Source organism: Streptomyces sp. NPDC102467 (assembly GCF_044765445.1).
In the GTDB taxonomy this organism is placed as follows: domain Bacteria; phylum Actinomycetota; class Actinomycetes; order Streptomycetales; family Streptomycetaceae; genus Streptomyces.
In genome coordinates this window covers 161,260-186,068 of sequence record NZ_JBIWKA010000003.1, presented here as the reverse complement: position 1 = coordinate 186,068, position 24,809 = coordinate 161,260, and the positions used below count along the sequence as shown (strand labels likewise).

At 71.9% G+C, this 24,809-nt stretch carries 23 protein-coding genes; 10 read left to right on the top strand and 13 right to left on the bottom strand.

What is annotated here, in order from left to right:
• Nucleotides 1-130: 130 nt before the first annotated feature.
• Nucleotides 131-889: a VOC family protein gene (locus tag ACIREE_RS06710; RefSeq protein WP_404147278.1), complete on the bottom strand. Its 759-nt coding sequence runs from the start codon at nucleotides 887-889 to the stop codon at nucleotides 131-133.
• A 240-nt stretch (nucleotides 890-1,129) separates the two neighbouring features.
• Between ACIREE_RS06710 and ACIREE_RS06705 the strand changes: the two genes are divergently transcribed.
• Nucleotides 1,130-1,777, top strand: coding sequence for a TetR family transcriptional regulator (locus tag ACIREE_RS06705; protein ID WP_404147276.1), 648 nt, complete (start codon nucleotides 1,130-1,132; stop codon nucleotides 1,775-1,777).
• Between the two features lie 95 nt (nucleotides 1,778-1,872).
• Here ACIREE_RS06705 and ACIREE_RS06700 read toward each other — a convergent pair whose 3' ends face one another.
• Together ACIREE_RS06700 and ACIREE_RS06695 are read right to left on the bottom strand one after the other, a co-directional pair.
• Nucleotides 1,873-2,349 carry a nitroreductase family deazaflavin-dependent oxidoreductase gene (locus tag ACIREE_RS06700; protein WP_404147273.1) on the bottom strand — a complete coding sequence of 159 codons (477 nt, stop codon included), beginning with the start codon at nucleotides 2,347-2,349 and terminating at the stop codon, nucleotides 1,873-1,875.
• On the bottom strand, nucleotides 2,349-3,542 hold the full coding sequence (locus tag ACIREE_RS06695; RefSeq protein ID WP_404147270.1) for an acyl-CoA dehydrogenase family protein: 1,194 nt from the start codon (nucleotides 3,540-3,542) through the stop codon (nucleotides 2,349-2,351). Before ACIREE_RS06695 ends, ACIREE_RS06700 begins: the two co-directional genes overlap by 1 nt.
• Nucleotides 3,543-3,647: 105 nt before the next feature.
• Here ACIREE_RS06695 and ACIREE_RS06690 point away from each other — a divergent pair, with 105 nt between their 5' ends.
• A complete protein-coding gene (locus ACIREE_RS06690) occupies nucleotides 3,648-4,817 on the top strand; it encodes a thiolase C-terminal domain-containing protein (protein WP_404147267.1) in 1,170 nt (389 codons plus the stop codon).
• 146 nt (nucleotides 4,818-4,963) lie between these two features.
• A complete protein-coding gene (locus ACIREE_RS06685; RefSeq protein WP_404147264.1) occupies nucleotides 4,964-5,626 on the top strand; it encodes a pyridoxal 5'-phosphate synthase in 663 nt (220 codons plus the stop codon).
• Here the strand turns inward: ACIREE_RS06685 and ACIREE_RS06680 are convergent.
• Both ACIREE_RS06680 and ACIREE_RS06675 read right to left on the bottom strand, forming a co-directional pair.
• Nucleotides 5,609-6,103 (bottom strand): Zn-ribbon domain-containing OB-fold protein, encoded by a 495-nt coding sequence (locus ACIREE_RS06680; RefSeq protein WP_404148186.1) that lies wholly within the window; start codon nucleotides 6,101-6,103, stop codon nucleotides 5,609-5,611. The genes ACIREE_RS06685 and ACIREE_RS06680 overlap by 18 nt on opposite strands.
• A gap of 101 nt (nucleotides 6,104-6,204) precedes the next feature.
• Nucleotides 6,205-6,654 (bottom strand): DoxX family protein, encoded by a 450-nt coding sequence (locus tag ACIREE_RS06675; RefSeq protein ID WP_404147262.1) that lies wholly within the window; start codon nucleotides 6,652-6,654, stop codon nucleotides 6,205-6,207.
• Between the two features lie 176 nt (nucleotides 6,655-6,830).
• Between ACIREE_RS06675 and ACIREE_RS06670 the strand changes: the two genes are divergently transcribed.
• The 4 genes from ACIREE_RS06670 to ACIREE_RS06655 all read left to right on the top strand — a co-directional run bounded on the left by ACIREE_RS06670 (nucleotide 6,831) and on the right by ACIREE_RS06655 (nucleotide 12,090).
• Nucleotides 6,831-8,003 (top strand): flavin-containing monooxygenase, encoded by a 1,173-nt coding sequence (locus ACIREE_RS06670; protein ID WP_404147260.1) that lies wholly within the window; start codon nucleotides 6,831-6,833, stop codon nucleotides 8,001-8,003.
• A gap of 289 nt (nucleotides 8,004-8,292) precedes the next feature.
• Nucleotides 8,293-10,515 carry an acetate--CoA ligase family protein gene (locus tag ACIREE_RS06665; RefSeq protein ID WP_404147257.1) on the top strand — a complete coding sequence of 741 codons (2,223 nt, stop codon included), beginning with the start codon at nucleotides 8,293-8,295 and terminating at the stop codon, nucleotides 10,513-10,515.
• Between the two features lie 159 nt (nucleotides 10,516-10,674).
• On the top strand, nucleotides 10,675-11,394 hold the full coding sequence (locus ACIREE_RS06660) for an enoyl-CoA hydratase/isomerase family protein (RefSeq protein WP_404147254.1): 720 nt from the start codon (nucleotides 10,675-10,677) through the stop codon (nucleotides 11,392-11,394).
• Between the two features lie 78 nt (nucleotides 11,395-11,472).
• On the top strand, nucleotides 11,473-12,090 hold the full coding sequence (locus ACIREE_RS06655; RefSeq protein WP_404148183.1) for a flavin reductase family protein: 618 nt from the start codon (nucleotides 11,473-11,475) through the stop codon (nucleotides 12,088-12,090).
• Nucleotides 12,091-12,097: 7 nt separating this feature from the next.
• On the opposite strand, the gene ACIREE_RS06650 is transcribed toward ACIREE_RS06655, so the two are convergent.
• Nucleotides 12,098-13,474 carry an MFS transporter gene (locus ACIREE_RS06650; RefSeq protein WP_404147251.1) on the bottom strand — a complete coding sequence of 459 codons (1,377 nt, stop codon included), beginning with the start codon at nucleotides 13,472-13,474 and terminating at the stop codon, nucleotides 12,098-12,100.
• A 16-nt stretch (nucleotides 13,475-13,490) separates the two neighbouring features.
• On the opposite strand from ACIREE_RS06650, the gene ACIREE_RS06645 reads away from it, so the two are divergent.
• On the top strand, nucleotides 13,491-14,468 hold the full coding sequence (locus tag ACIREE_RS06645; RefSeq protein ID WP_404147249.1) for a GlxA family transcriptional regulator: 978 nt from the start codon (nucleotides 13,491-13,493) through the stop codon (nucleotides 14,466-14,468).
• Between the two features lie 373 nt (nucleotides 14,469-14,841).
• Here ACIREE_RS06645 and ACIREE_RS06640 read toward each other — a convergent pair whose 3' ends face one another.
• The 3 genes from ACIREE_RS06640 to ACIREE_RS06630 form a co-directional block, all read right to left on the bottom strand.
• Nucleotides 14,842-15,891, bottom strand: a complete 1,050-nt coding sequence (locus ACIREE_RS06640; RefSeq protein WP_404147246.1) for an alcohol dehydrogenase catalytic domain-containing protein — start codon at nucleotides 15,889-15,891, stop codon at nucleotides 14,842-14,844.
• A gap of 75 nt (nucleotides 15,892-15,966) precedes the next feature.
• The gene (locus ACIREE_RS06635; protein WP_404147244.1) at nucleotides 15,967-17,160 is read right to left on the bottom strand and encodes an acyl-CoA dehydrogenase family protein; all 1,194 of its coding nucleotides are present in this window, start codon (nucleotides 17,158-17,160) and stop codon (nucleotides 15,967-15,969) included.
• Nucleotides 17,161-17,220: 60 nt separating this feature from the next.
• Nucleotides 17,221-18,135: an SDR family oxidoreductase gene (locus ACIREE_RS06630; protein ID WP_404147241.1), complete on the bottom strand. Its 915-nt coding sequence runs from the start codon at nucleotides 18,133-18,135 to the stop codon at nucleotides 17,221-17,223.
• Nucleotides 18,136-18,236: 101 nt separating this feature from the next.
• Here ACIREE_RS06630 and ACIREE_RS06625 point away from each other — a divergent pair, with 101 nt between their 5' ends.
• Nucleotides 18,237-19,163, top strand: coding sequence for a cyclase family protein (locus tag ACIREE_RS06625; protein WP_404147239.1), 927 nt, complete (start codon nucleotides 18,237-18,239; stop codon nucleotides 19,161-19,163).
• Nucleotides 19,164-19,534: 371 nt separating this feature from the next.
• On the opposite strand, the gene ACIREE_RS06620 is transcribed toward ACIREE_RS06625, so the two are convergent.
• From ACIREE_RS06620 to ACIREE_RS06610, 3 genes are all read right to left on the bottom strand, one after another.
• A complete protein-coding gene (locus tag ACIREE_RS06620) occupies nucleotides 19,535-19,996 on the bottom strand; it encodes an ATP-binding protein (RefSeq protein ID WP_404147237.1) in 462 nt (153 codons plus the stop codon).
• Nucleotides 19,997-20,476: 480 nt separating this feature from the next.
• The gene (locus ACIREE_RS06615; RefSeq protein ID WP_404147235.1) at nucleotides 20,477-21,337 is read right to left on the bottom strand and encodes an acyl-CoA dehydrogenase family protein; all 861 of its coding nucleotides are present in this window, start codon (nucleotides 21,335-21,337) and stop codon (nucleotides 20,477-20,479) included.
• Between the two features lie 2 nt (nucleotides 21,338-21,339).
• A complete protein-coding gene (locus ACIREE_RS06610; RefSeq protein WP_404147232.1) occupies nucleotides 21,340-22,488 on the bottom strand; it encodes an acyl-CoA dehydrogenase family protein in 1,149 nt (382 codons plus the stop codon).
• Nucleotides 22,489-22,660: 172 nt separating this feature from the next.
• Here ACIREE_RS06610 and ACIREE_RS06605 point away from each other — a divergent pair, with 172 nt between their 5' ends.
• Entirely contained in the window at nucleotides 22,661-24,208 is a 1,548-nt protein-coding gene (locus tag ACIREE_RS06605) for a class I adenylate-forming enzyme family protein (protein WP_404147229.1), read from the top strand.
• A 38-nt stretch (nucleotides 24,209-24,246) separates the two neighbouring features.
• On the opposite strand, the gene ACIREE_RS06600 is transcribed toward ACIREE_RS06605, so the two are convergent.
• On the bottom strand, nucleotides 24,247-24,744 hold the full coding sequence (locus ACIREE_RS06600; protein WP_404147226.1) for an EF-hand domain-containing protein: 498 nt from the start codon (nucleotides 24,742-24,744) through the stop codon (nucleotides 24,247-24,249).
• Nucleotides 24,745-24,809 lie beyond the last annotated feature (65 nt).

Genomic DNA, 24,809 nt, shown 5'->3' with positions numbered 1-24,809 from the left:
CGTCTCACCACCGCAGCGCTACGGAGGCACGCACCCTGATTGTTCCTGTCCGAGGCCCCGGTGGCGAACCTGGGCGCAAATCGGGGTGTCCCGGGATGTCCCGGACCCTCTCCGCGCTCCTCGGCTCCCCTCAGGCGGCGCACACCGCGAAATCCGCACCCTGGTCGTCCATGAGGACCGCGATCCGCCCGTACGGGGTTGACTGCGGCGCCACCCGGATGTGTCCGCCGAGCCGGAGCGCCTCGGCGCAGGTGCCGGGCAGATCCGCCGAGCCGAAGTACAGGAGGAAGCGGGCGGCCTGCCCCGAAACCCGCCGGCGGCTCGTCCCGGGGACGGCGGGACCGGCCGCCTCGGGGCTGCCCGCCCGCCATATCCGCAGGTCAGGGGCGTACATCTCGGCGGGGTCGGGCAGCGGGGCCGGATAGCCGAACACGGCCGTATAGAAGGAGTCGCTGAGCGTCGCGTCCGGGGTCCACAACTCGGCGCGGCAGAGTGTGCCCGGTGCCCCGGTCCGCTCGAAGCCCTGGTGGCTGCCTGCCTGCCACAGCCCGAACAGCGCGCCCTCGGGTCCCGCCGCGAGCGCGACGGTGGCCACGGCGCCGTCGGACCAGGGTCCTGCCGCGATGCGCCCGCCGTACGCGGCGACCTTCTCGGCGGCCGCGTACGTGTCCCGTACCGCGAAATGCACGGTCCAGCCCGTGCCGCCCGGGGCGAGGGCGGCGACGGCCCGGTCCTCGCCGTACGCCGCCGTGTAGAAGCCGCGCTCGGCTCCCGCGCCCTCGTCGAAGGTCCACCCGAAGAGGTATCCGTAGAAGCGCTTGCCCGCCTCGACGTCGGGCAGCCGGGCATCGGCCCAGCACGGGGCGCCCTCGGGGAAATCCGGGTACATGACGTCACGCTAGGCCCGGCTGCCGGGGCCATGTGCCTCCGGTTCGTGCGTCTGGCCAATTCCAGCCCCTCGGCCACCGCTTTTGTCCGGCGGCCGGTCCCTCTCCCGCTCCGGTGCACGCTCTGCCCGCCGCCCCGGCCGTCCTGCTCGTGGCCCTGTTCGCGGCCCTGTCCGAGGGGCCCCAACCCCATTTGCAGTCGGTCAGATCGCGCTCCGATCACCCCTCGGTAAGCTGACGGCATGACAGGACAAGTACGTACCGTCGACGGCCGTGTGGCCGGACGGCGTGGTCAGGCAACACGTCAGAAGCTGCTCGACTGCCTCGGCGAGATGCTCAGCTCCTCGCCCTACCGGGACGTCAAAGTCATTGATGTGGCCCGAAAGGCGGGCACTTCACCCGCGACGTTCTACCAGTACTTTCCGGACGTCGAGGGTGCCGTCCTGGAGATCGCCGAACAAATGGCCACCGAGGGTGCCGGATTGACGGAGCTGGTCGCCGACCGCTCCTGGGTCGGCAAGGCGGGGTGGGCCACCGCTCAGGAACTCGTGGACGGATTTCTGGAGTTCTGGCGGCGCAACGACGCGATTCTGCGCGTCGTCGACCTCGGTGCCGCCGAGGGCGACAAGCGCTTCTACAAGCTCCGTATGAAGATCCTGAACTCGGTGAACAACTCCCTTGCGAATGCTGTCAAGGAGCTCCAGGACAAGGGCAAGGTCGACAAGGACGTGAGCCCGGGTGCGGTGGCCGGTTCGCTGGTCGCGATGCTCGCGGCGGTCGCCTCGCACCAGAAGGGCTTCCAGAGCTGGGGCGTCAAGCAGGCCGAACTGAAGCCAAATCTCGCCCTGTTGGTCTACTTGGGCGTGACCGGGAAGAAGCCGACCAAGTAGCCCCTTCCCCACCCCCCTTTCCCTTCCTGGTCCTGTCGTGCGGCGGCGGTTCGCGTGTTCAGCGTGAGCCGCCGCCGTTGCAGTTGCAGTGGGGGTCAGCGTCTCTCGATCCGGAACAGTCTGATCTCCCGGTCCACCCGCGCCTGATACGCCGCGTACGGTGGCCAGAACTTCAGCGCGGCGGCCCAGGCCTCCTCCCGCTCCTGGGAGTTGAGCAGCCGGGCCCGTACCGCGATGTCCTCGCCCCGCCAGCTGATCTCGGCGTCCGGGTGCGCCAGCAGGTTCGCCGTCCAGGCCGGATGTCCGGGCCGCCCGAAGTTCGACCCGATCAGCAGCCAGGTCCCCGTCCCCTCCTCGGGCATACAGGCGAGCGGGGTGCGCCGCACGATCCCGCTCTTCGCGCCGCGGACACTGAGCACCACGCCCGGCAGCATCTGGGCGCTGAGCAGCACCTTGCCGCGGGTGAGGCGGTGGACGGCGCGGTCCATGGCGGGGATGAGGTGCGGGGCGACGCGGGCGAAAGCCCTGGTCGACGACACTTTCTGGACGATCCGGATGCCTGGCGGGGCCATCAGGCGCTCACCCCGGCCCGCGGCGCGAAGAGCTCGGCGGCCCCTGCCGCGCGGGCCCGCAGCAGGTGCACGGGCCCGAAGAGCAGCTCGTCGCCGGTGGCCCGCTTCAGGTAGAGGTGCGCGTCGTGCTCCCAGGTGAAGCCGATGCCGCCGTGCAGCTGGACGGCTTCGGCGGCGGCCGTGCGCAGGGTTTCGAGGCACTGGGCGAGCGCGAGCCCGCCGACCCGTTCGCCGTCCTGGACACTCGCGGCCCAGGCGGCGTAGTACGCGGCCGAGCGCGCCGCCTGGACCTGTACATACACGTCGGCCAGGCGGTGCTTGACCGCCTGGAAGGACCCGATGGGGCGGCCGAACTGCTCGCGCTCCTTGACGTGTTCGACCGTCCGCTCCAGGGCCCGGTCGGCGGCGCCGACGGCCTCGGCGGCGAGCAGCGTGGCGACGATGTCACCGGTGGCGGCGAGCGCGCCCGCCACCTCGGCGTCCTCGCTCCCCAGCAACTCCGCTCGTACGTCACGGAGTTCGACGCGTGCTTGCGGTCGGGTCTCGTCGAGGGAGGTCTGCCGTGTGCGTACGAGTCCGGTGGCGTCGTCCCGTACGAGGAACAGCAGGGTCCGGGAGCGGGCGAAGCCTCCGGTGTGCGCGGCGACGAGGAGCAGTCCTGCGCTGTGCCCGTCGAGTACCTGCTCGGCCTGTCCGTACAGCCGCCAGCCGTCGCCGCGCCGGGTGGCCTGCACCCCGCCCGCGCGGCCGCCGCCCGCCCAGTCGCCCGTGTTGTCGGCGACGAGGCCGAGGGCGGTGGCGAGCCCGGTGCCGGGCACGGCGAGGGCCGCGGTCAGGCTCCCGTCGGCGATCTTCGGGAGCAGCGCCGCCTGCTGCCCCTCGGTGCCCAGGGCGGCGATCAGCGGGGCCGCGAGGGCGCCGGTGGCGAACAGCGGGGTCGGCGCGAGGACCCGCCCCAGCTCCTCCTCGACCAGCGCCAGCTCGGTGATCCCGGCGCCGGCGCCGCCCCGGTTCTCGGGCAGTGCGAGCCCCGGCAGTCCGAGCTCCGCGCCGAGGGTGCCCCACAGGGCACGGTCGTGGCCGGACGGGGTGCGGGCCGCGGCCTTGACGTCGTCCGGGGTGCAGCGTTTGGTGGTGAGTTCGCGCAGGGTGCGGCGGATCTCTTGCTGTTCCTCGGTGAACCTGGCGTCCATGCGGGCCCCTTTCTGACGGGTCGTCATGTTAGGGCCGACGGCCGCGTATGCCCAGAGGGGGACGCACCCGTTACGGAGCCCGACAACTGATGTACCGTCAGATATATGACTGGCCCCCACCGTAAGGCCGCCATCACGGGCATCGCCCTCTCCGACTGCGGCCGCGTCGACGACGCCACTCCCTACGCCCTGCACGCCCAGGCCGCGCGCCGCGCGCTCGCCGACGCCGGGCTCACCCCTGACGTCGTCGACGGGTTCGCGAGCGCGGGCCTCGGCACGCTCGCCCCGGTCGAGGTCGCCGAGTACCTGGGCCTCAAGCCCCGCTGGGTCGACTCCACTTCGGTCGGCGGCTCCACCTGGGAGGTCATGGCGGCCCACGCGGCGGACGCCATCGCCGCCGGGCACGCCCGCGCCGTCCTCCTGGCCTACGGCTCCACGGCCCGTGCCGACATCAAGGCGAAGCGGCGCACGTCGAACCTGTCGTTCGGGGCGCGGGGTCCGCTGCAGTTCGAGGTCCCCTACGGCCACACGCTCATCGCCAAGTACGCGATGGCGGCCCGCCGCCACATGCACGAGTACGGCACCACGCTCGAACAGCTCGCCCAAGTCGCCGTCCAGGCACGGCAGAACGCGTCCCGCAACCCCGACGCCATGTTCCACGAGCCGATCACCGTCGACGACGTCCTGGCCGGGCCGATGATCGCCGACCCGTTCACGAAACTCCACTGCTGCATCCGCTCCGACGGCGGCGCCGCCGTACTCATGGTCGCCGAGGACCTGGTGCCCGACTGCGCCAAGTCGCCGGTCTGGGTGCTCGGTTCGGGCGAGTACGTATCGCACACGACCATGTCCGAGTGGGCGGACTTCACGGTCTCCCCGGCGGCGGTGAGCGGCCGGCTCGCCTTCGAGCGGGCCGGGGTGCGGCCTACCGAGATCGACATCGCCGAGATCTACGACGCGTTCACGTACATGACGCTGGTGACGCTGGAGGACCTCGGGTTCTGCGCGAAGGGAGAGGGCGGGGCGTTCGTCGAGAAGGGCCGGCTGCGGCACGACGGGGAGCTGCCGACCAACACGGACGGCGGCGGGCTCTCCGCCCAGCACCCGGGCATGCGCGGCCTGTTTCTGCTGGTCGAGGCCGTACGGCAGCTACGCGGCGAGGCGGGCGGACACCAGGCGCACCGGCCGGACGGCTCCCCGCCCGCCCTCGCGGTGGCCTCCGGCACGGGCGGATGGTTCTGCTCGGCCGGGACGGTGGTCCTGGGCCGGGACTGACCGGCTGGCGGTGCCGTCGATCGGGCTTCATCAGCAGGCACCGTCCGCCTGCTTCCGGAACCCCGCATGGCCCATGGCCGCTCCGCCGGCCCGATACCGCGCGGCGCCAAGCCCTGATTCGGCCGCCGACCAGCGACAATCGGGTCATGAAAGCCGACCGGGAAATGGAAACCCTGCTGAGGTCCCTGCGCGTCTGGGACACCGAGCTGCCCGCCTTCGACCTCGACGCCGCCCCCGAGACACCGCTGCCCCTGTTCGTGGAGTGGTTCGCGGCGGCCGTGGCGGCCGGGCAGACCGAGCCGCACACCCCGTCGCTCGCGACCACGGACGCCGAGGGCCGCCCGGATGTCCGCACCGTCATGCTGCACGGCGCCGACGACCGCTCCCTGCACTTCGCCTCGCACTCCGGGAGCGCCAAGGGCCGGCAGCTCGCCGCGCACCCGTTCGCGGCGCTCGGCTTCTACTGGCCGGCGCAGGGCCGCCAGATCCGGGTGCGCGGCACGGTCCGCACGGCCCCCGCCGGGGTCGCGCACGCCGATCTGCACGCCCGCTCGACGGGTGCGCTCGCCTCGGCCCTGGTCGGGCACCAGAGCGAACCCCTGTCGTCACAGGCAGAGTTGGTGCGGGCCTCAGAGGCCGCCTGGGAACGGGCGCGGAGCGAGCCGAACGCGTCCGTACCGACGTGGACGGTGTACGAACTGGAACCGTACGAGGTGGAATTCTTCCAGGGCGACGCACGCCGACGACACCTGCGCCTCAAGTACACGAGGCAAGACGAGAGTTGGGCCACCTCACTGCTGTGGCCGTGAGGACCGGAGCCCTGCCTCAGTCGCGGATCGTTCGAGCCCCGCGGGCCGGAACACGGGCACGGCATAGACACCCCCCGCGCCCCCGCCGTCCTGCCGGAAGGTGACCTGGAGGCGCATTCCCATCCGCAGGTCCGCCGCCGCGCAGTCCACGACCTCCGTCATCATCCGCGGGCCCTCGGCGAGGTCGACGACGGCCGCGACATAGGGGGTGCGGGCGCCGAACGGCGGCAGGTCGTTCCGGTGCACCACGGACCACGTGTAGAGCACGGCACGCCCACTCGCGACGCGCCACCGCACGACCCCGGGGTCGTCGCTCCAGCAGAACGGGCAGAACTCGCGCGGATAGTGATGCGCGCGCCGACAGGCGGCACAGTGCCGCAGCAGCAAGCGCCCCTCGGCGGCCGCGTCCCAGTAGGCGCGGGTGAAGGCATCGGGCTCGGGCACGTCGAACCGTACGCCGACACCAGCGGTGGTCATGGCTTCGGTCGCGGCCCCGGTCGCGGTCGCGGCCCCGGTCGCGGTCCCGGTCGCGGCTTCGGTCGCGGTCGCGGCTCCGGTCGGGTCGCCGGCCGTGGCCATCAGAACAGTCCGATCGCGTGGTCGAGGGACCAGGTCTGCCAGGACATGGCGAACAGCGCGACGAGCGAGGCGAGGCCCATCATCGCGTTCTGCCCCTGCTCGGCCCAGTCGTGGATCATGAGCAGGAAGTACAGGAGATTGAGCAGCAGCCCGCCGATGAGCGCGACCGGCGTCAGGAACCCCGCGATCAGGCCGAGCCCCAGGGCGAGTTCGGCGTAGACGACGAGGTAGGCCATGACCCTCGGCCGCGGCTTCACGACGGCGTCGAAGCCGCTGCGCACCGCGGCCCACCGGTGCTTGCCCGCCACGTCCGCGGCCCACGCGATGCCGCTGCCGCTCTCGAACCAGCTCTTCCTGTCCTTGTGCCGCCAGCTCTCCAGCCACCACAGGCCGAGCCCGATGCGCAGCACGGCAAGCCATTCGGCGCCGCTGAGCCCTATCGCGTCCATGCGCTACAGCCGCCTCCCGATCGGTTTCTGACGGGACGTCAGTTCAGCGCATGCGGCGCCGTGCGCGCAAGAGCCCGTACCCGCGAGACCTCCCACGTGGACACCGTGATCAATTCGCAACCGGTTCAGATCTTGACCGAGACCCATCAACTTGGCGCGCGATTACGCTCCCGCACATGACCGACCCGAACCCTTCACCGGCCGCCCGCAGCCACGAACGCCCGCCCGTGTACGTCATCGGCGGCGGCCCCGGCGGGCTCGCGACGGCGGCGGGCCTCAAGGCGCACGGTGTGCGGGCCGTCGTCCTGGAGAAGTCCGACCGGGTCGGCGCCTCCTGGCGCGGCCATTACGACCGCCTCCACCTGCACACCACGCGCCGCCTCTCCAGCCTGCCCGGACTGCCGATCCCGCGCCGCTTCGGCCGCTGGGTCTCGCGCGACGACGTCGTGCGTTACTTGGAGAAGTACGCCGAGTTCCATGATCTGGAAGTCGTCACCGGGGTCGAGGTCACCCGCGTCGACCGCGCGCCGGACGGCGAAGGATGGCTGCTGCGGGCCACCGGCGGCCGCGAGCTGACGGCCGCCGCGGTCGTCGTCGCCACCGGCCACAACCACACCCCGCGGCTGCCGGACTGGCCGGGCGCCTCCTCGTACACCGGGACCCTGCTGCACGCGAGCGCGTACCGCTCCCCCGCCCCCTACGCGGGTCAGGACGTTCTCGTCGTCGGGATCGGCAACACCGGGGCCGAGATCGCCGTCGACCTGGTCGAGGGCGGCGCCGCGCGGGTCAGGATCGCGGTGCGCACCGCCCCGCACATCGTGCGCCGCTCCACGCTGGGCTGGCCGGCCCAGCGCACCGGCATCCTCTGCCGCCGCCTGCCGGTGTGGCTCGTCGACCGCCTCGCCGTCCCCCTGGGCAGGCTGAGCGTGCCGGACCTGGCGGCGCAGGGACTGCCGCGCCCCGGAACGGGCCTGTACTCGCGGGCGCGCGAGGGCGCCATCCCGGTCCAGGACGTCGGGCTCGTCGACGCGGTCCGCACGGGGAAGGTGCGCCCCGTGGCGGCGGTGGCATCCTTCGAGGGCGCGGAGGTGGTCCTGGCCGACGGCACGCGCCTGACCCCCGACACCGTCATCGCGGCGACCGGCTACCGGCAGGGCCTGGAGGACCTGGTGGGCCACCTCGGCGTCCTCGACCCGGCGACGGGCCGCCCCCGCCCGCACGGCGCCCGCACCCTGCCGACGGCGCCCGGCCTCTACTTCTCGGGGTACACGAACCCGATCAGCGGCATGCTCCGCGAACTGGCGCTGGACGCGGACCGGATCGGCCGGGCGCTGGCCAAGTCCGCCTGACGGGCAACCGCACTCCGCGAGCGCCCACCGACCACTCCACGCCATCCGGCCCCGCCCCCGTTCGGACCGTCCCCGCGGCGGGCAGAAGAAGAGAATCCGCGCAGCGAAGAGAGCGGAAGAGAACCGAGGAGAACCGAAGAGAGCCGCCGGTACGGCATCGGCACCGCATCCGCTCCAGCCTTTGCGTGCAGCCCTGTTCCTGACGGAGCGTCAGTTAAGTAATCTGACTGGGCGTCAGTTAGAGCTTCACGTCAGAGTTGTCGCTGTCACACAGGAGCGGGGCGGACCGATGCTTGGATCGACTTACGGCACCCTGACCACCGACTCCCGCCGGGCCCGCGTGATCGCCTGCGGCGAGCAGCCCGGTCCTGCCGTGCACGGCAGGACCGGCACCGACGAGCGGGACGTCAGCGGACGGCCACTGCACGGCGAGGTACCGGACCTGGACCGGTTCTTCCGGCCCGAGTCCGTGGCCGTCGTCGGGGCGTCCGACGCCGAGGGACGCCCCAACACGGGCATCACCCGCCAGCTGATGGGCTGGGCGGAGCGGGTCGGCGCCCGCCTGTATCCGGTGCATCCCACGCGGGAGTCGGTCTTCGGGCTGCCCTGCCGCCCGTCCGTCGCCGACCTGCCGGAACAGGTCGACCTGGCCGTGCTGCTGGTCGCCGACCCGCTCCCGGTCATCGAGCAACTCTCGGATACGAAGGTGAAGTTCGCGGTGGCCTTCGCCTCCGGGTTCGCCGAGACCGGCGAGGCGGGCGCGGCCGCGCAGGAGCGGCTCGCGGCGACCGTCGAACGCTCGGGCCTGCGACTGCTCGGCCCGAACACCAACCTCAACGCCTTCGAGCGCTTCCGCGACGATCTCGACGGGCCCGCCATCGCGCTCATCACGCAATCCGGCCACCAGGGGCGCCCGGTCTTCGCCCTCCAGGAGCTGGGCATCCGGCTCTCGCACTGGGCCCCCACGGGCAACGAGGCCGACCTGGAGACCGCCGACTTCATCTCCTACTTCGCCCAGCGCCCCGAGGTCGGCGCCATCGCCTGCTACGTGGAGGGGCTCAAGGACGGACGGTCCTTCCTGCTCGCCGCGGACCGGGCCGCGCGCGAGGGCGTACCCGTCGTCGCGGTGAAGGTGGGGCGGACCGAGACCGGCGCGCGCACCGCCGCCTCGCACACCGGGAAGCTGACCGGCGCGGACACCGTCGTGGACGCGGCGATGCGGCAGTTCGGCGTGATCCGCGTCGACGGCCTCGACGAACTCCAGGACACGGCCGCCCTGCTGGCGCGAGCCAGGCCGCCACAGTCCGACGGAGTCGTCGTCTACTCCATATCCGGCGGCACCGGCGCCCACTTCTCGGACCTGGCGACGGCGGCGGGTCTGACCCTGCCGACCCTTCCCGAGGCCAAGCAGGCCGAACTGCACGAGTGGATCCCCGAGTACCTGAACGTCGCCAACCCGGTCGACAACGGCGGCCACCCGGTCGGCGACCACCGCGGCCGCAAGATCATCGACGCGATCCTCGCGGACCCGTCCGTCGGCGTGCTCATCTGCCCCATCACCGGCCCCTTCCCCCCGATGAGCGACAAGCTCGCGCAGGACCTGGTGGCCGCGGCCGAGCGGACGGACAAGCTGGTGTGCGTGGTGTGGGGCTCGCCGGTCGGCACCGAGGCCGCGTACCGCGAGACGCTCCTCGGCTCGTCCCGGGTCGCCACCTTCCGCACCTTCGCCAACTGCATCACCGCCGTCCGCGCCTACCTCGACCACCACCGCTTCACCGCCTCCTACCGCTCGCCCTTCGACGAGGCACCGCGCACCCCGTCGCCCTCCTTCCGCAAGGCACAGGCCCTGATGCGCCCCGGCAACCAGCTGAGCGAGCACGCCGCCAAGCAACTGCTGCGGGCATACGGCATCCGCGTACCGCGCGAGCAGCTGGTGACCAGCGCGGCAGCCGCGGTGCGCGCCGCGTCGCTCGTCGGCTACCCGGTCGTCATGAAGGCATCGGCGCCACAGCTCGCGCACAAGTCGGAGCTCGGCCTCGTCAAGATCGAGCTGACGTCCGCGAGCCAGGTCAGGGACGCGTATCGCGAACTCACCGACATCGCCCGCTACGAGGGCATCGGGCTCGACGGCGTCCTCGTCTGCCAGATGGTCGAGCGGGGCGTGGAGATGGTCGTCGGGGTCACGCACGACGACCTGTTCGGCCCGACCGTGACCGTCGGCCTGGGCGGCGTACTCGTCGAGGTCCTGCGGGACACCGCCGTGTGCGTACCTCCCTTCGGGGAGCGCCAGGCCCGCGCCGCCCTGGACGAACTGCGCGGCCGCCCCCTGCTCGACGGCGTCAGGGGAGCGCCCCCCGCGGACATCGACGCGCTGGTCGAGGTGGTGCTGCGGGTCCAGCGCATGGCGCTCGAACTCGGAGACGACCTCGCGGAGCTGGACATCAACCCGCTGATGGTGCTGCCGCGCGGCCAGGGCGCGGTCGCCCTCGACGCGCTGGCCGTCTGCCGCTGACCCGCACCCGCACCCGCTCTCGGAACGGAGCTCCCCATGACACCGCCACCCCCGCCTCCACCTCCACCCCTGCCCCCACCCCCGCCCCCTCTGGACTCATTGGTACTGCACGCCACTGACAACAACGTCTCGTGGATCACCCTGAACCGCCCGGAGGCCATGAACGCCGTCACCTGGGACCAGCGCGAACGCGTCATCGAGCTGCTCGCCGCCGCCTCCGCGGACCCGGACGTACGCGCCGTCGTCCTCACCGCGACCGGCAAGGGCTTCTGCGCGGGCGCGGACCTGCGCGGGGCGCCCGCGGCCGGGGAGCGGGTCGCGGGCGATGTCTCCCGCACGATCCGGTTGGGCGCCCAGCGCCTGATCGCCGCGGTCCTGGACTGCGAGAAGCCGGTGATCGCGGCGGTCAACGGCACGGCGGCAGGACTCGGCGCGCATCTCGCCCTCGCCTGCGACCTCGTACTGGCGGCGGAGTCGGCCCGCTTCATCGAGGTGTTCGTGCGCCGGGGCCTGGTGCCCGACGGCGGCGGCGCCTATCTGCTGCCCCGCCTGGTCGGTCCGCAGCGCGCGAAGGAGCTGATGTTCTTCGGCGACGCGCTGCCCGCCGCCGAGGCGGAACGCATCGGGCTCGTCAACAGGGTCGTGCCGGACGCCGAGTTGGCGAAGACGGCGCGGGCCTGGGCCGAACGTCTCGCCACCGGCCCGACCCGCGCCCTGGCCCTCACCAAGCAGCTGGTGAACGCGTCCCTGGACTCCGACCGGGCGACCGCGTTCGCGGCGGAGGCGACGGCGCAGGAGCTGAACATGACCACGCACGACGCGAACGAGGGCGTCACGAGCTTCGTGGACCGCCGCCACCCGCACTACCGGGGCCGCTGACGGACGGCAGCCCACAGCCATACCCCTTCCACCCATCCCTTCCAATCTGACGATCCGTCAGCTTCACTGGGAACCATGATGGGACACGCAGGGATGGCGGCCACCGTCGTCCGGTACCTCAGGTCGGTCGGCGCCCCCACCACGGCGGGCCCCGTGGAGCCGCTGCCCCGGCCCGAACTGCGCGCCGTCGGCGACGACGAGCGCGCCCCCGTCGACCCGGCCGAGTTCCGCCGCGTCCTGGGTACCTTCGCGACCGGCGTCACCGTCGTCACGGCCCCGCCCGGCGCACCCGGCGAAGGCCCGGCGGGGTTCGCCTGCCAGTCCTTCGCGTCACTCTCCCTCGACCCGCCGCTGGTCGCGTTCATGGTGGCCCGTACGTCGACGACGTGGCCGCGGATCGCCCGCGCGGGCGTCTTCTGCGTGAACGTACTGGGCGCGGACCAGGGCGAGTTGTGCCGCGGATTCGCGGTCAGCGGAGCCGACAAGTTCGCCGGCGTCGACCACACCTCGGCACCGGTGTCCGGCTCCCCGCGGCTCGACGGCGCCGCGGCATGGATCGACTGCGCCATCCACGCCGTCCACACCGGCGGCGACCACCTGATCGTGGTCGGCCGGGTCACCGCCCTGGGCACTCACGCCGAGGAGAGGGCTCCCCTCCTCTTCCACCGTGGCCGCTTCGCCCGCCTGGGCGACTGAGAGCACCTCACCCCGCGGCGACAGCGGCGACCGGCGCAGCGGCCCCCGTCTCCCGCCCCCGCCGGATCACCAGCGACATCAGAGCGGCAACGGCGCACAGCGCCCCGGACGCGTACCACATGAGGTTGTAGGAGCCGGTGACGTCGCGCACCACACCGCCCAGGAACGCGACGACCGCGGCACCCACCTGGTGCGAGGCGAGCACCCACCCGAAGACGATGGCGCTGTCCTCGCCGTAGTGCTCGCGGCACAGGGCGATGGTGGGCGGCACGGTGGCGACCCAGTCCAGTCCGTAGAACACGATGAACAGAACCATCGGCGGATGCACGGTCGGGAAGAGCAGCATCGGCAGGAAGAGCAGCGAGATCCCGCGCAGCGCGTAGTAGACGGCGAGCAGCCGTCGCGCCTCGAACCGGTCGGTGAACCACCCCGAGGCGATCGTCCCGATGATGTCGAAGACGCCGATGACCGCGAGCAGCGAGGCGGCGGCCTGGACCGGCATGTGGTGGTCGTGGGCGGCGGGCACGAAGTGCGTCTTGACGAGCCCGTTCGTGGAGGCACCGCAGATCGCGAACGTACCGGCGAGCAGCCAGAAGGGCCCGGTCCGCGCGGCCTTGAACAACACGCCGACGGCACGCCGCGCGGCCCCGCCCACCGGGCCCGGCTTCGCCACGAACTCCTTTGCCCCGTAAGCCTTCACGCCCACGTCGGCAGGGTGATCCCGCAGCAGCAACCACACGAAAGGCACCACGGCGAGCGCGGAGAGAGCCACGGTGACGGCGGCGGGCTCCCATCCGTGCCGCTGCACGATCCACGACAGGAGCGGCAGGAACACCAACTGCCCCGAGGCTCCGGCGGCGGTCAGGATGCCGGTGACGAGCCCGCGCTTGGCCACGAACCAGCGGTTGGTGACGGTCGCCGCGAACGCGAGCGCCATCGACCCGCTGCCGAGCCCGACCAGCACACCCCAGTACAGGACGAGCTGCCAGGCGGCGGTCATCCAGACGGTCAGCAGCGATCCGACGGCGATGACGGACAGGGCGAAGGCGACGACCTTCCGTATCCCGAACCGGTCCATCAGAGCGGCGGCGAACGGAGCGGTCACCCCGTACAGCGCGAGGTTCACGGACACGGCGAACCCGATGGTCCCCCGCGACCAGCCGAAATCATGGTTCAGCGGCTCGATGAGCAGTCCGGGCAGCGAGGCGAAGGCGGCGGAGCCGATGATCGTCACGAAGGTGACCGCGGCCACGGCCCAGGCCCGGTGGAACCCTCGGCCGCCGCGCCGGCCACGGGTGCCGGGGGAGTCATGAATCTCTGTCGTCGTCACATCCAGAGCCTCCGCCACCGCACGATCCCGCACGAGTGGCCCGAACGACAGCATTCGCTAGGATCGGGCCATGAGTGTTCCCCGGCACCGCGTGGCCGTGCTCGCGCTCGACGGCCTGATCCCGTTCGAACTGGGCATCCCACAACGGATTTTCGGCAAGGCCCGCACTCCGGCCATGCAGCCGCTCTACGAGGTCATCACGGTCGCGGTCCGCGAGCCGGGCCCGGTCCAGACGGACGCGGACTTCGCGATCCTGGTCGAGAACGGCCCCGAGACCCTGGCCACCGCCGACACAGTGATCGTCCCGGCGTCCTACGAACTCGGCCCGGTATACGAGGAGGGCCGCCTCACCGAGGACCTGAAGGCGGCCTTCTCCCGCATCCGGCCGGGCACGCGCCTGGTCTCCATCTGCACCGGCAGCTACGTCCTCGCGGCCGCGGGCTGTCTGGAGGGCCGCCCCGCCACCACGCACTGGGCGGAGGCAACCCGCTTCCAGGAGCTCTTCCCCTCGGTCCGGGTCGACGCGGACGTGCTCTTCATCGACGACGGTGACGTCCTGACCTCCGCCGGGGTCGCCGCCGGCATCGACCTGTGCCTGCACATGGTCCGCCGCGACCACGGCACGGCCGTCGCCAACGACGTCGCCCGCCGCACCGTCGTCCCCCCGCACCGCGACGGCGGCCAGGCCCAGTTCATCCAACGCCCCGTACCCGAAACCCAGTTGGCGACCACCACGGCGGCCCACGCCTGGGCCCTGGCCCGCCTCCACGAACCGATCCAGCTCCGCGACATGGCCGAGCAGGAATCCATGTCCGTGCGCACCTTCACGCGCCGCTTCCGCGAAGAGGCCGGCCTCAGCCCCGGCCAGTGGCTCACCCAGCAACGCGTCGAGCGTGCCCGCCATCTCCTGGAGACCTCGGCGCTCTCCGTGGACCAGGTGGCCGGTGCCGCCGGGTTCGGTACGGCGCAGTCGATGCGGATGCATTTGCAGTCGGCGCTCGGGGTGACGCCGACCACCTACCGCCGAACGTTCCGCTCCGCGGGTTGAGCTGTATCAGCCGGGCTGTCCCCCAGCCCCGGGGCTCCGCCCCAGACCCCAGACCCCGCTCCTCAAGCGCCGGAGGGGCTTGAATTACCGGCGCTCAGCCGCCCACGAGACAGAAGACGGCGGCCGGGAGGGGGCGGAGAACCGAGCACACCACTGCCCTCCGGTCGCGTACGAGACGGGAGGGGACGGTCGGGGTATGTGCGCGCGCAGCACAGCGGCACGCGGTAGCGCCCGGCGAAGCAAGCGGCGAGGCCATCAAGATGGCGAGCACGGACATACCCCGGGCGGCCCCGGACCCACCACACACCTATCGGAACGCACCCGACAGCCGCCAACGAAACCCCAGACGGCCACCCTCCCTCCAGGCGGGCCCCTAGAACGTCAAAACCCCCCGAGCAACCCGCCCGGCCTCCGCATCCGCAACCGCCTCCCCGAACTCCTCCACCGGATAGGTCCGCGTCACCAACTCATCCAGCAACAGCCGCCCCTCCCCGTACAGATCCGCGTACAGCCGAATATCCCGCTGCGGCCGAGACGACCCGTACCGGCACCCGAGCACCGACTTGTCCAGGAACAACGCGGCGGGCACAAAGGACGCCTCCGCGTCGGCCGCCGGCATCCCGAGCAGCACCGCCTGCCCATGCCGGTCCAGCAGATCGATCGCGGCCCGCACCAGCTCCACCCGCCCCACACACTCGAAGACGTGATCGGCCCCGTCCGGCAGGACGCCCCGCACCTCCCCCACGTCCCCCAGAAACTCGGTCGCCCCGAACAACCGGGCAACCCCCTCCTTCCCCGGATTCGAATCAACGGCGACAATCTTCGACGCCCCCGCGATCCGGGCCCCTTGCAGCACGTTCAACCCCACTCCCCCCGTCCCGATGACGACCACGGAGTCCCCCCGATCGACCCGGGCCCGGTTCAGCACCGCCCCCACCCCGGTCAGCACCCCGCACCCGATCAACGCCGCCGACGTCAGCGGAATCTCCTTCGGGATCTTCACGGCCTGCACCGCCTTCACCACGGTCCGCTCCGCGAACGCCGAGTTCGAGGCGAACTGGTACACCGGCTTCCCGCCCCGGGAGAACGGCTGTCCCGGCATCCCGATCGCCTTGCGGCACATGGTCGGCCGCCCCCGGTCGCACTCGGCGCAGGTCCCGCAGTTGGCCAGCGTGGAGAGCGACACATGATCCCCAGCGACGACATGCGTCACCCCGGCCCCCACGGCCTCCACCACCCCGGCCCCCTCGTGCCCGAGCACGACAGGCCGGGGGAACGGAATGGTCCCGTCGATCACCGACAGATCGGAGTGGCACAGCCCGGCGGCGGCGACAGCGACGAGCACTTCCCCGGCCCCCGGCTCCCGCACTTCCAGGTCATCCACCACCACGGTCTGCCGCCCGTCGAACAGAACACCCCGCATACGACTCGACCCACGCAACCCATTCGACCCACTCAGCCCGCTCGACCCGCTCGACCCACGCAACCCACTCATGACCTACGCCTCCCTGGGCAGGCCGAGCACACGCTCGGCGATGATGTTCCGCTGAATCTCGTCCGACCCGCCGTAGACGGTGTCGGCCCGGCTGAACAGGAACAGCCGCTGCTGTTCATCGAGCTCGTACGGGGACTCGGCCGACCAGTCCCCCGGCCCGACCGCCCCGCCGGCGCCGCGCACCCGCAGAGCGAGCGCCCCGAGCCGCTGGTGCCACCCGCCCCACAGCAGCTTGGCGACGCTCGGCGCCCCGCCCCGCACGGCATCCGGCGCGCCTCCCAGGGTCCGCAGCGCGTTCCACCGCATGATCCGCAACTCGGCCCACAACCGCACGATGTCCCCGGCGACCACCGGATCACCCACGGCCCCCGACTCCACCGCACGGCTCACCACACCCCGCAACTCCTCCTCGAATCCGACCTGTTGGGCCAGGGTCGACACCCCCCGCTCAAACCCGAGCAGCCCCATGGCAACCGTCCATCCACCCCCCGCCTCCCCCACGACATCGGCCGCGACGGCCCCGTCGAAGAACACCTCGTTGAACTCGCTCGTCCCGGTCAGCTGCCGGATCGGCCGTACGTCGATACGCCCCGGCTGATCCATCGGCACCAGCAGGAACGACAGCCCCCGGTGCCGCCGCGACCCCGCCTCGGTCCGCGCGAGCACGAAGCACCAGTCGGCCTCGTGGGCCAGTGACGTCCACACCTTCTGCCCGGTGACGCGCCACCGCCCGTCCCCGCCCCGCTCGGCGGCGGTCCGCAGCGAGGCGAGGTCCGACCCGGCGCCCGGCTCGCTGTACCCCTGGCACCACAGTTCCTCCCCGCGCGCGATGGGCGGCAGGAAGCGCCGCCGCTGCTCGTCGCTGCCGTACGCGAGCAACGTAGGAGCGAGCAGGTTCTCGCCGATGTGCCCGTACCGGCCCGGGGCCCGCACCCGGGCGTACTCCTCGGCCCACACGACCTGCTGGGTCAACGTGGCGACACGGTTGCCGTACGAGCCATCACCCCACCCAAGACCGATCCACCCGCCGCTCCCCAACTCCTCTTCCCAGGCCCGCCGTTCACCGGCCGCCACATGTTCGCTACCGGGCCCGCCCCGCCCCACGACCGCCGCGAACCGCCCGACGAGATGAGCCTCCAGCCACTCCCTGGCCTCGCGCCGAAAGACGTCGTCCTCAACCCCGAGCCCGAACTCCATTTCGCCACCGCCCACTTGAAAGCCGCCGACCAGAACCGATCACCAGACCGCGACGACTGATCACTGATTGGGTCGCTCCTTGGCGGCGGCGGCCCGCGCCATCTCCTCCAGCACCGCGAGCATCGGCATCGGATCGACGCCGACCGTCCCGGGCAGGAAGTCGGCGATCCGCTCGGGCGTCCACGGCCCGTCCGCCGCGTACCCGGCCCGCAGCTCGCGCGGCTGCGCCCACACGGCGATCTTCGGCCCGGCCACGGTGTACACCTGCCCGGTGATCCTCTCGGCGCGGGCCCGCTCGCTCAGCAGGTAGACGACCAGGGCCGCGACGTCCTCCGGCTCCCCGATCTCCTTGAGCTCCATCGGTACGTTCGCCGACATCCGGGTACGGGCGACGGGCGCCACGGCGTTGGCGGTGACCCCGTACTTGTGCAACCCCAGGGCGGCGCTGCGCACCAGCGAGATGATCCCTCCCTTGGCGGCGCTGTAGTTGGCCTGCGCGACGGAACCCTGATGGTTCCCGCTCGTGAACCCGACCAGAGTTCCCGAGCCCTGTTTGCGCATGACGGCGGAGGCCGCCCGGAAGACGGTGAACGTCCCCTTCAGATGAGTGGCGACGACCGGATCCCACTCCTCCTCGGACATGTTGAAGAGCATCCGTTCCCGCAGGATCCCGGCGACGCACACCACTCCGTCGAGCCGCCCGAACTCCGCCACGGCCGTGTCCACGATCCGCTGCCCGCCGGCCATGGTCGACACGTCGTCGGCCACGGCCACGGCGGCGCCCCCCGCGGCCTCGATCTCCTTCACCACCCCCAGGGCCACTTCGGACGTGGGCTCGGAGCCCTCCATGGAGACCCCGTAGTCGTTGACGACAACCTTCGCGCCCTCTGCGGCGCACGCCAGTGCCACCGCGCGTCCGATGCCGCGTCCCGCCCCCGTCACGGCGACGACCTTGCCAGCCAAGAAGTTCCCCACGCCCGGCCCCTTCCCGCAGTTTCTGACGACCCGTTAGATTTCTCTCGGGTTCGGATTCTACGACCCGTCAGATACCGGAACACAAGACCCGGGAGGCTCCGATGCCGCTGCCCGCCGAGTTCCACGACATCGCCAAACGCGTGAACAACTGGGGGCGTTGGGGTACGGCCGACGAGATCGGCACCCTGAACCTGATCACGGACGAGGTGGTCCGCGAGGCCGCCACCGAGGTCCGTACGGGCCGCCGTGTCCCCCTCGCGCTGCCCCTCAAGGAGGACGGGGTACAGGTGGGCCTGATCCCGGGCCGCATCAACCCGTTCCACACCATGGTCCAGATCAACCAGCAGATCTTCGGCCCGGACACGGTCGCCACCAGCGACGACGCGGTGACGATGGGCCTGCAGGCGGCCACCCACTGGGACGCGCTCACCCATGTCTCGCACTCGGGCCGCCTCTACAACGGCCGCCCGGCGGACACCATCACGGCCCATGGCGGCGCCGAGTTCAGCGGCATCGACAAGGCCCCGTACATCGTCTCGCGCGGTGTTCTGCTCGACGTGGCGGCGGCGAAGGGCCTCGACCGGCTGCCCGGCGACCACGCCGTGACGCCCGAAGACCTGGACGGGGCGGCGGAGTTCGGCCGCGTCACGGTCCGCGCGGGCGACATCGTGCTGGTGCGGACGGGCCAGGTGCAGGTGTATCTGACCGGCGACAAGCACGGGTACGGCTATCCGTCGCCCGGCCTGTCCGTCCGCACCCCGGAGTGGTTCCACGCCCGCGACGTGGCGGCGGTCGCGAACGACACCCTGACCTTCGAGATCTTCCCGCCGGAGATCGAGAACCTATGGCTTCCGGTGCACGCGCTCGACCTCGTGGAGATGGGCATGCTGCAGGGCCAGAACTGGAATCTGGAAAGTTTGTCCACAGCCTGTGGAGAAGAAGGCCGCTACACGTTCCTGCTCTCGGCGATGCCCGAGCCCTTCGTGGGAGCGACGGGCACCCCGGTGGCACCGGTCGCGGCGCTCTGAGCTCGACGATCTCGGCGATCTCGGCGAACTCGGCGAACCCGGCGAACCCGGCGAAGGAGGCGGCGCCTCAAGGGGCGCGGGAGCTGCGCGAGGAGCGGCCACGAGCCGCAATCGGCAGCGAACCCCACCCCCACGGCGACGATCCGGATTTCGTCGAGGACCCCCGTCACAAGGGCCCTCGACGTCCCCTCACAGCGAATCGCTGACTACAAGCGTGATCAAACGGACACTCCGCGTCAACCGCCGTCCGGGTATTTGCCTTTAATGCGCCTATTGTTCGGGGCGCGCACGGAAGCACCGGGCGGGGGTGGGCCCGGCGCATTCACACCTGAACCGCCCGAGCCGCGTGGGTCGCCAGGGCCGCGCCGACATCACACCGCCTCGAAGGCCACTCCGTCGTACACGGGGACTTCCCCGGCTCCGGACGCGGCACAGCGGTCGATCTCGCACCAGATCGCCTTGCCCGCACCCTCGGGGCGCCAGCCCCAGCGGTCGGCGAGCCCGTCGACCAGTTCCAGACCGCGCCCGTTCGTCTCCTCGCCGGCCGCGTGCCTGGGCGCCGGTGGACGGTCACTGGCGTCGGCCACCTCCACACGCACGGTCCCCGGACACTGCTCCTGGACGCCGGGCAGCACCATGCGGAGCACGGCCGGATGACCGGTGTGCACCACCGCGTTGGTGACCAGTTCGGAGACGAGCAGGATCAGCGTCTCGGCGAGCGACTCGTCGGCCTGTATGCCCGAACCGGCTAGGCGCGAGCGCACCCACCTCCGGGCCCGCCCCACCTCTGCGGGGTCGGCCCCGACCTCCAACTGAACCTGAAGCACCTGCACCGCTCACACCATCCGAACCGGCGGACACGTCGCCTCGCGCCACTGACCATCCTGGACACTGCCAGGGATCACGGTCCGTGATCCCGTTGCTGCACAGCATGGTTGACGTACAGTCACCCCAACAAGCGCTTCGGGCATATTCCAGCGCGAAGGAGTACGCGTACGGCATACTGTGCGACGCGTCTCGCGGGGGGTCGAACAGGCGGGCGTGACACTCCGCCCTGCACTGCGAGCGGCGCACATCCCCGGTCCGGGAGCCGCCTCGGAGGCAACCCCGGCACCTTCGCTCGGGTTCAGCACCACTCGCATCTGCCACAAGGTACCGGAGCCGGATGCCGACTCCGCGCCGTGACGAGCCTCCCGAAGGACACAACCCGGTATCGACGCACGGTCACTGTGCGTAGACCTCTCCGGACACCCTTCACCACGCTGTGCCGCGCACCTTGCCGGACGCCCTCGCTCATGGCATCGTCCGGACTCTCACAGGGCGGCGGCGAGCACGTCCTCGGCGGCCCGCGCGCTGCCGCCCAACTCGGCCCGCACCCAGGCCCGCTTCAGGTGCAGATGGACGTCGGCCTCCCACGTGAACCCCATGCCGCCGTGCACCTGGAGGCAGTCGCGGGCGCCCTGGACGGCGGCCTCGTCGGCGAGCAGTTCGGCTGCCGCGATCTCGACCGGGTCCCGGGTGACGGAAGCGGCGTAGACGGCGGCGCGGGCCACCTCCACCCGTACGAGCATCTCGGCGCACAGGTGCTTGACGGCCTGGAACGCGCCGACGGGCTGCCCGAACTGCTCGCGGTCCCGGGCGTGTTGGACGGCCGTCTCAAGAGTGCGGCCGGCCGAGCCGAGCTGTTCCGCGGCGTACAGGAGGGTCGCCGCGGCCGTGGTCTGCCGCTGGTCGCCGGGCACCCTGTGCAGCGGGGTGAGGGGGTCGACCGACGTGAGCGGCTCGGCGCCCGCCGTCTCCCCGCGCACCACGTCGGCCGCGTCCAGCCAGGGCACGAGCCCGCCGAACGGGCGGGTCACGACCGCCTCGCCGGATGCCGCACCCGGCACGTCCCCGGCCGCGAGGAACGTGGCCACCAGGGGCCCCGGCAGCAGCGCACGCCCGCACTCCTCGAACACCACGACGGCCTCCGGCAGGCCGAGCCCGATGCCGCCCGCCGCCTCCGGCAGGCACAGCGAGAACAGGCCCGCCGCCCCGAGCTCCCGCCACAGCGCCCGGTCGACCTCGGGCCGTTCCACCGCGCCGCGCAGGGCGTCCCGGCCGAACCGCCCGGCCAGCAGGTCCCGCGTCCCGTCCCGCAACGCCCGCTGTTCGTCCGTCAGTTGGAAGTGCATGGTCAGCGGCCTCCCTTCGGCCCTCTGGGCAGTCCGAGAATGCGCTCGGCGACGATGTTGCGCTGGATCTGCGACGTACCGGCCGCGATCGTGTACGACAGCGACGACAGCCGGTCGAGCGTCCACTCATGGCGGGTGTCCAGCGCCCCGGCGGGGCCGAGGACCCGGGCCGCGACGTCGTAGAGCCGCTGCCGTGCGTGCGAGTACCGCAGCTTGAAGACCGAGCCGCCCACCCCCGGCACCCCGCCGCTCGCCTGCGCCTCGCTCACGTTCCACTGCGTGAGCCGCCACAGGGCGCTGAACTCGGCGGACAGCAGAGCGAGTTCGCGGCGCAGCACCGCGTCGTCCCAGCGTCCGCTCTTGCGCGCGTGCGCCGCCAGTTCGCCGAGGACGCGCCGACAGGCGACGACCTCGCCGACGAAGGCGGTCCCGCGCTCGAACGACAGGGTCACCATCGTGACGCGCCATCCGTCGTTCTCGTCGCCGACCCGGTTGCCGACCGGCACGGTCACGTCGTCGAGGAACATCTCGGCGAACTCCGTCGACCCGGCGAGCGTGCGCAGCGGGCGCACGGTGATCCCCGGTGTGTCCATCGGCAGGGCGAGCCATGAGATGCCGCGGTGTTTGGGCGCGTCCGGGTCGGTGCGCACGAGCAGCTCGCACCAGTCGGCGACCTCGGCGTGCGAGGTCCAGATCTTGGAGCCGTTGATCACGTACGTGTCGCCTTCGCGCACCGCGCGCGTACGCAGAGCCGCGAGATCGGAGCCCGCGTCCGGCTCGCTGAACCCCTGGCACCACACCTCGTCGCCGCGCAGGATGGGTGCCAGCCAGCGGGCCCGCTGCCGTTCGCTGCCCTCGGCCGCGACGGTCGGTCCCGCGTGCAGCAGGCCGACGAAGTTCGCGCCCACGTACGGCGCGCCCGCCTTCTCCGTCTCCTCCAGGAAGAGCAGCCGGGTGGTCGGCGAGGCGTCCCAGTGGACGTCCCCGTACCCGGCGTCGTAGAGCCTGCGCTGCCAGCCCGTGTCGTACGCGCGCCGCCCCGGCCAGTCGTCGGGCGACGGCTTCGCCGGCAGCGTCGGCAGCACGCCTGCGAGCCACGTCCGCAGCCGCGCCCGGAACTCCTCTTCCTCCTCGGTGTACGTGAGGTCCATCCGCGCACCCCGCCCCTCCACCGCATCCCATGACCACATCTGATGGCTCGTCAGGTGCAGGCTAGCTCCGCACCTCTGGACCGACAAGGAGCAGGGACCTACGCTCGTTCCTGGATCTGACGCATCGTCAGGTGGCGGGATGTCACTCGGGTACTCATCGGGGGTCACGGCAATGACGCAGAGCACCGCACACGCCCTGGGCGCGTCCCGCACGCTCTGGGAGCTGGTGGAGCGCCGGGCCGCGCTCACCCCCGACCGCCCGGTCCTGCTGCAGGGCGAACGGGCGCTGACCTTCGGCGAGTTGCGCAACCGGGCCGAGCGGGTGGCGGCCGCCCTGTACGAGCGCGGCGTCCGCCCGGGCACCGTGATCGCCTGGCAACTGCCCACGCGCATCGAGACGGCCCTGCTCACCTTCGCGCTCGCCCGGATCGGCGCCGTGCAGACCCCGGTCATCCCGTTCTACCGTGACCGCGAAGTCGGCTTCGCGCTGCGGGAGTCCAAGGCCGAGTTCTTCGCGACGCCAGGAGTGTGGCGCGGCTTCGATCACACCGAGATGGCCCGTCGGCTCGGCGCGCGCGGCGTCTTCGAGGCGTACGAGAACCTGCCCGAGGCCGATCCGTCGGTCCTCCCGCCCCCGCCCGCCGACGGCACGTCGGTCCGCTGGATCTACTGGACCTCCGGGACGACCTCCGACCCCAAGGGCGTGCTGCACACCGACCGTTCGCTCATCGCGGGCGGTTCCTGCCTGGCCCACGCGCTGCACCTGTCCGGGTCGGACGTCGGCTCCATGGCCTTCCCGTACGCGCACATCGCGGGCCCCGACTACACGGTGATGCTGCTCCTGTACGGGTTCCCGGCGGTGATGTTCGAGCAGTTCGCCCTGCCGGACGCACTGGCGGAGTACCGGCGGCACGGGGTCACGGTGGCGGGCGGGTCGACGGCGTTCTACTCGATGTTTCTCACCGAGCAACGCAAGGACCCGGACCGGAAGTTGATCCCGACGCTGCGTCTGCTGGCGGGCGGCGGCGCCCCGAAGCCGCCCGAGATCTACCACGCCGTGGTGCGCGAGATGGCCGTCCAGCTCACCCACGGGTACGGCATGACCGAGGTGCCGATGATCACCATGGGGGCGCCGGACGACACGGCGCACCATCTGGCGACGACGGAGGGCCGACCGCCCGAGGGCATGGAGATCCGGATCGTCGACCCGGACGGAGGCGGCGAGCAGGTGCCCGCCGGGGTCGACGGCGCCGTGCGGCTGCGCGGGGAGGCGGTCTGCCAGGGCTATCTGGACCCGCGGCAGAGCGCGGACGCCTTCGACGCGGACGGCTTCCTGATCACGGGCGACCTCGGCCATGTACTGGCCAGTGGCCATCTGGTCCTCACGGGCCGGGCCAAGGACATCATCATCCGCAAGGGCGAGAACATCTCCGCCAAGGAGATCGAGGACCTGCTGCACCGGCACCCCGCGGTCCAGGACGCGGCGGTCGTCGGCCTGCCCGACGCGGAGCGCGGGGAGCGGGTCTGCGCGGTCCTCGAACTCCGGCCGGGCACCGGCCCGTTGACACTGGACGCGGTCACGGCGTATCTGCGGGAGCAGGGCCTGACCACGTTCAAGCTGCCCGAGCGGCTCGAGATCCTGAACGCCCTCCCCCGCAACGAGACGCTGCGCAAAGTCCTCAAGTACAAGCTGCGGGAGCGTTACACGGACGGAGGTTGACGGGGGATGACGGGGGATGACGGGCCCTGCCGGCGGGCTCAGTCCGGGACGGTGAAGTACCGCGCGAAACCCTGCACGACCTCTTCCTCCGAGATCCGCCCGTCCCCGTCCGTGTCCAGCGCCGCGGCCGCCTCCGCGGCGACCTCCGCCTCGACTCCCAGCACTCTCAGCACACGCTCCGCCGCGTCCGGGCCGAGTCCGGTGCCCTCCGGGTCCGCCAGCGCGATGGCACCGCGCAGGAACGGCCGCGCGATCTCGGCGAACCGCTCCGGGCTGTCCCGCAGCCGCTTCACGGCCCCGGTCACGAACTCGCCCCGGGTCACCCGCTGGTCCCCGTCCACGTCCGCGATCCCGGCCATGCCCTGCCAGAACGCCTCGGCCCCGGCGAACAGCGCCTGCCCCTTGTCGCAGCGGGCCGTCGTGCCGAACTCGGCGAGCAGCGCCTTCGCCGCTACGTAGAAGTCCTCACGGTCGATGTATCCGTTGCCGTCCTGGTCGAAGCCGGCGAACCGGGCCGCGATCCTCCGCTCGTCCATGCTTTTGAGCCGCCTCTCGCATCGGTGGGTCCTACGCCTGGGAGCGTACGTCGGACGGCGGCACT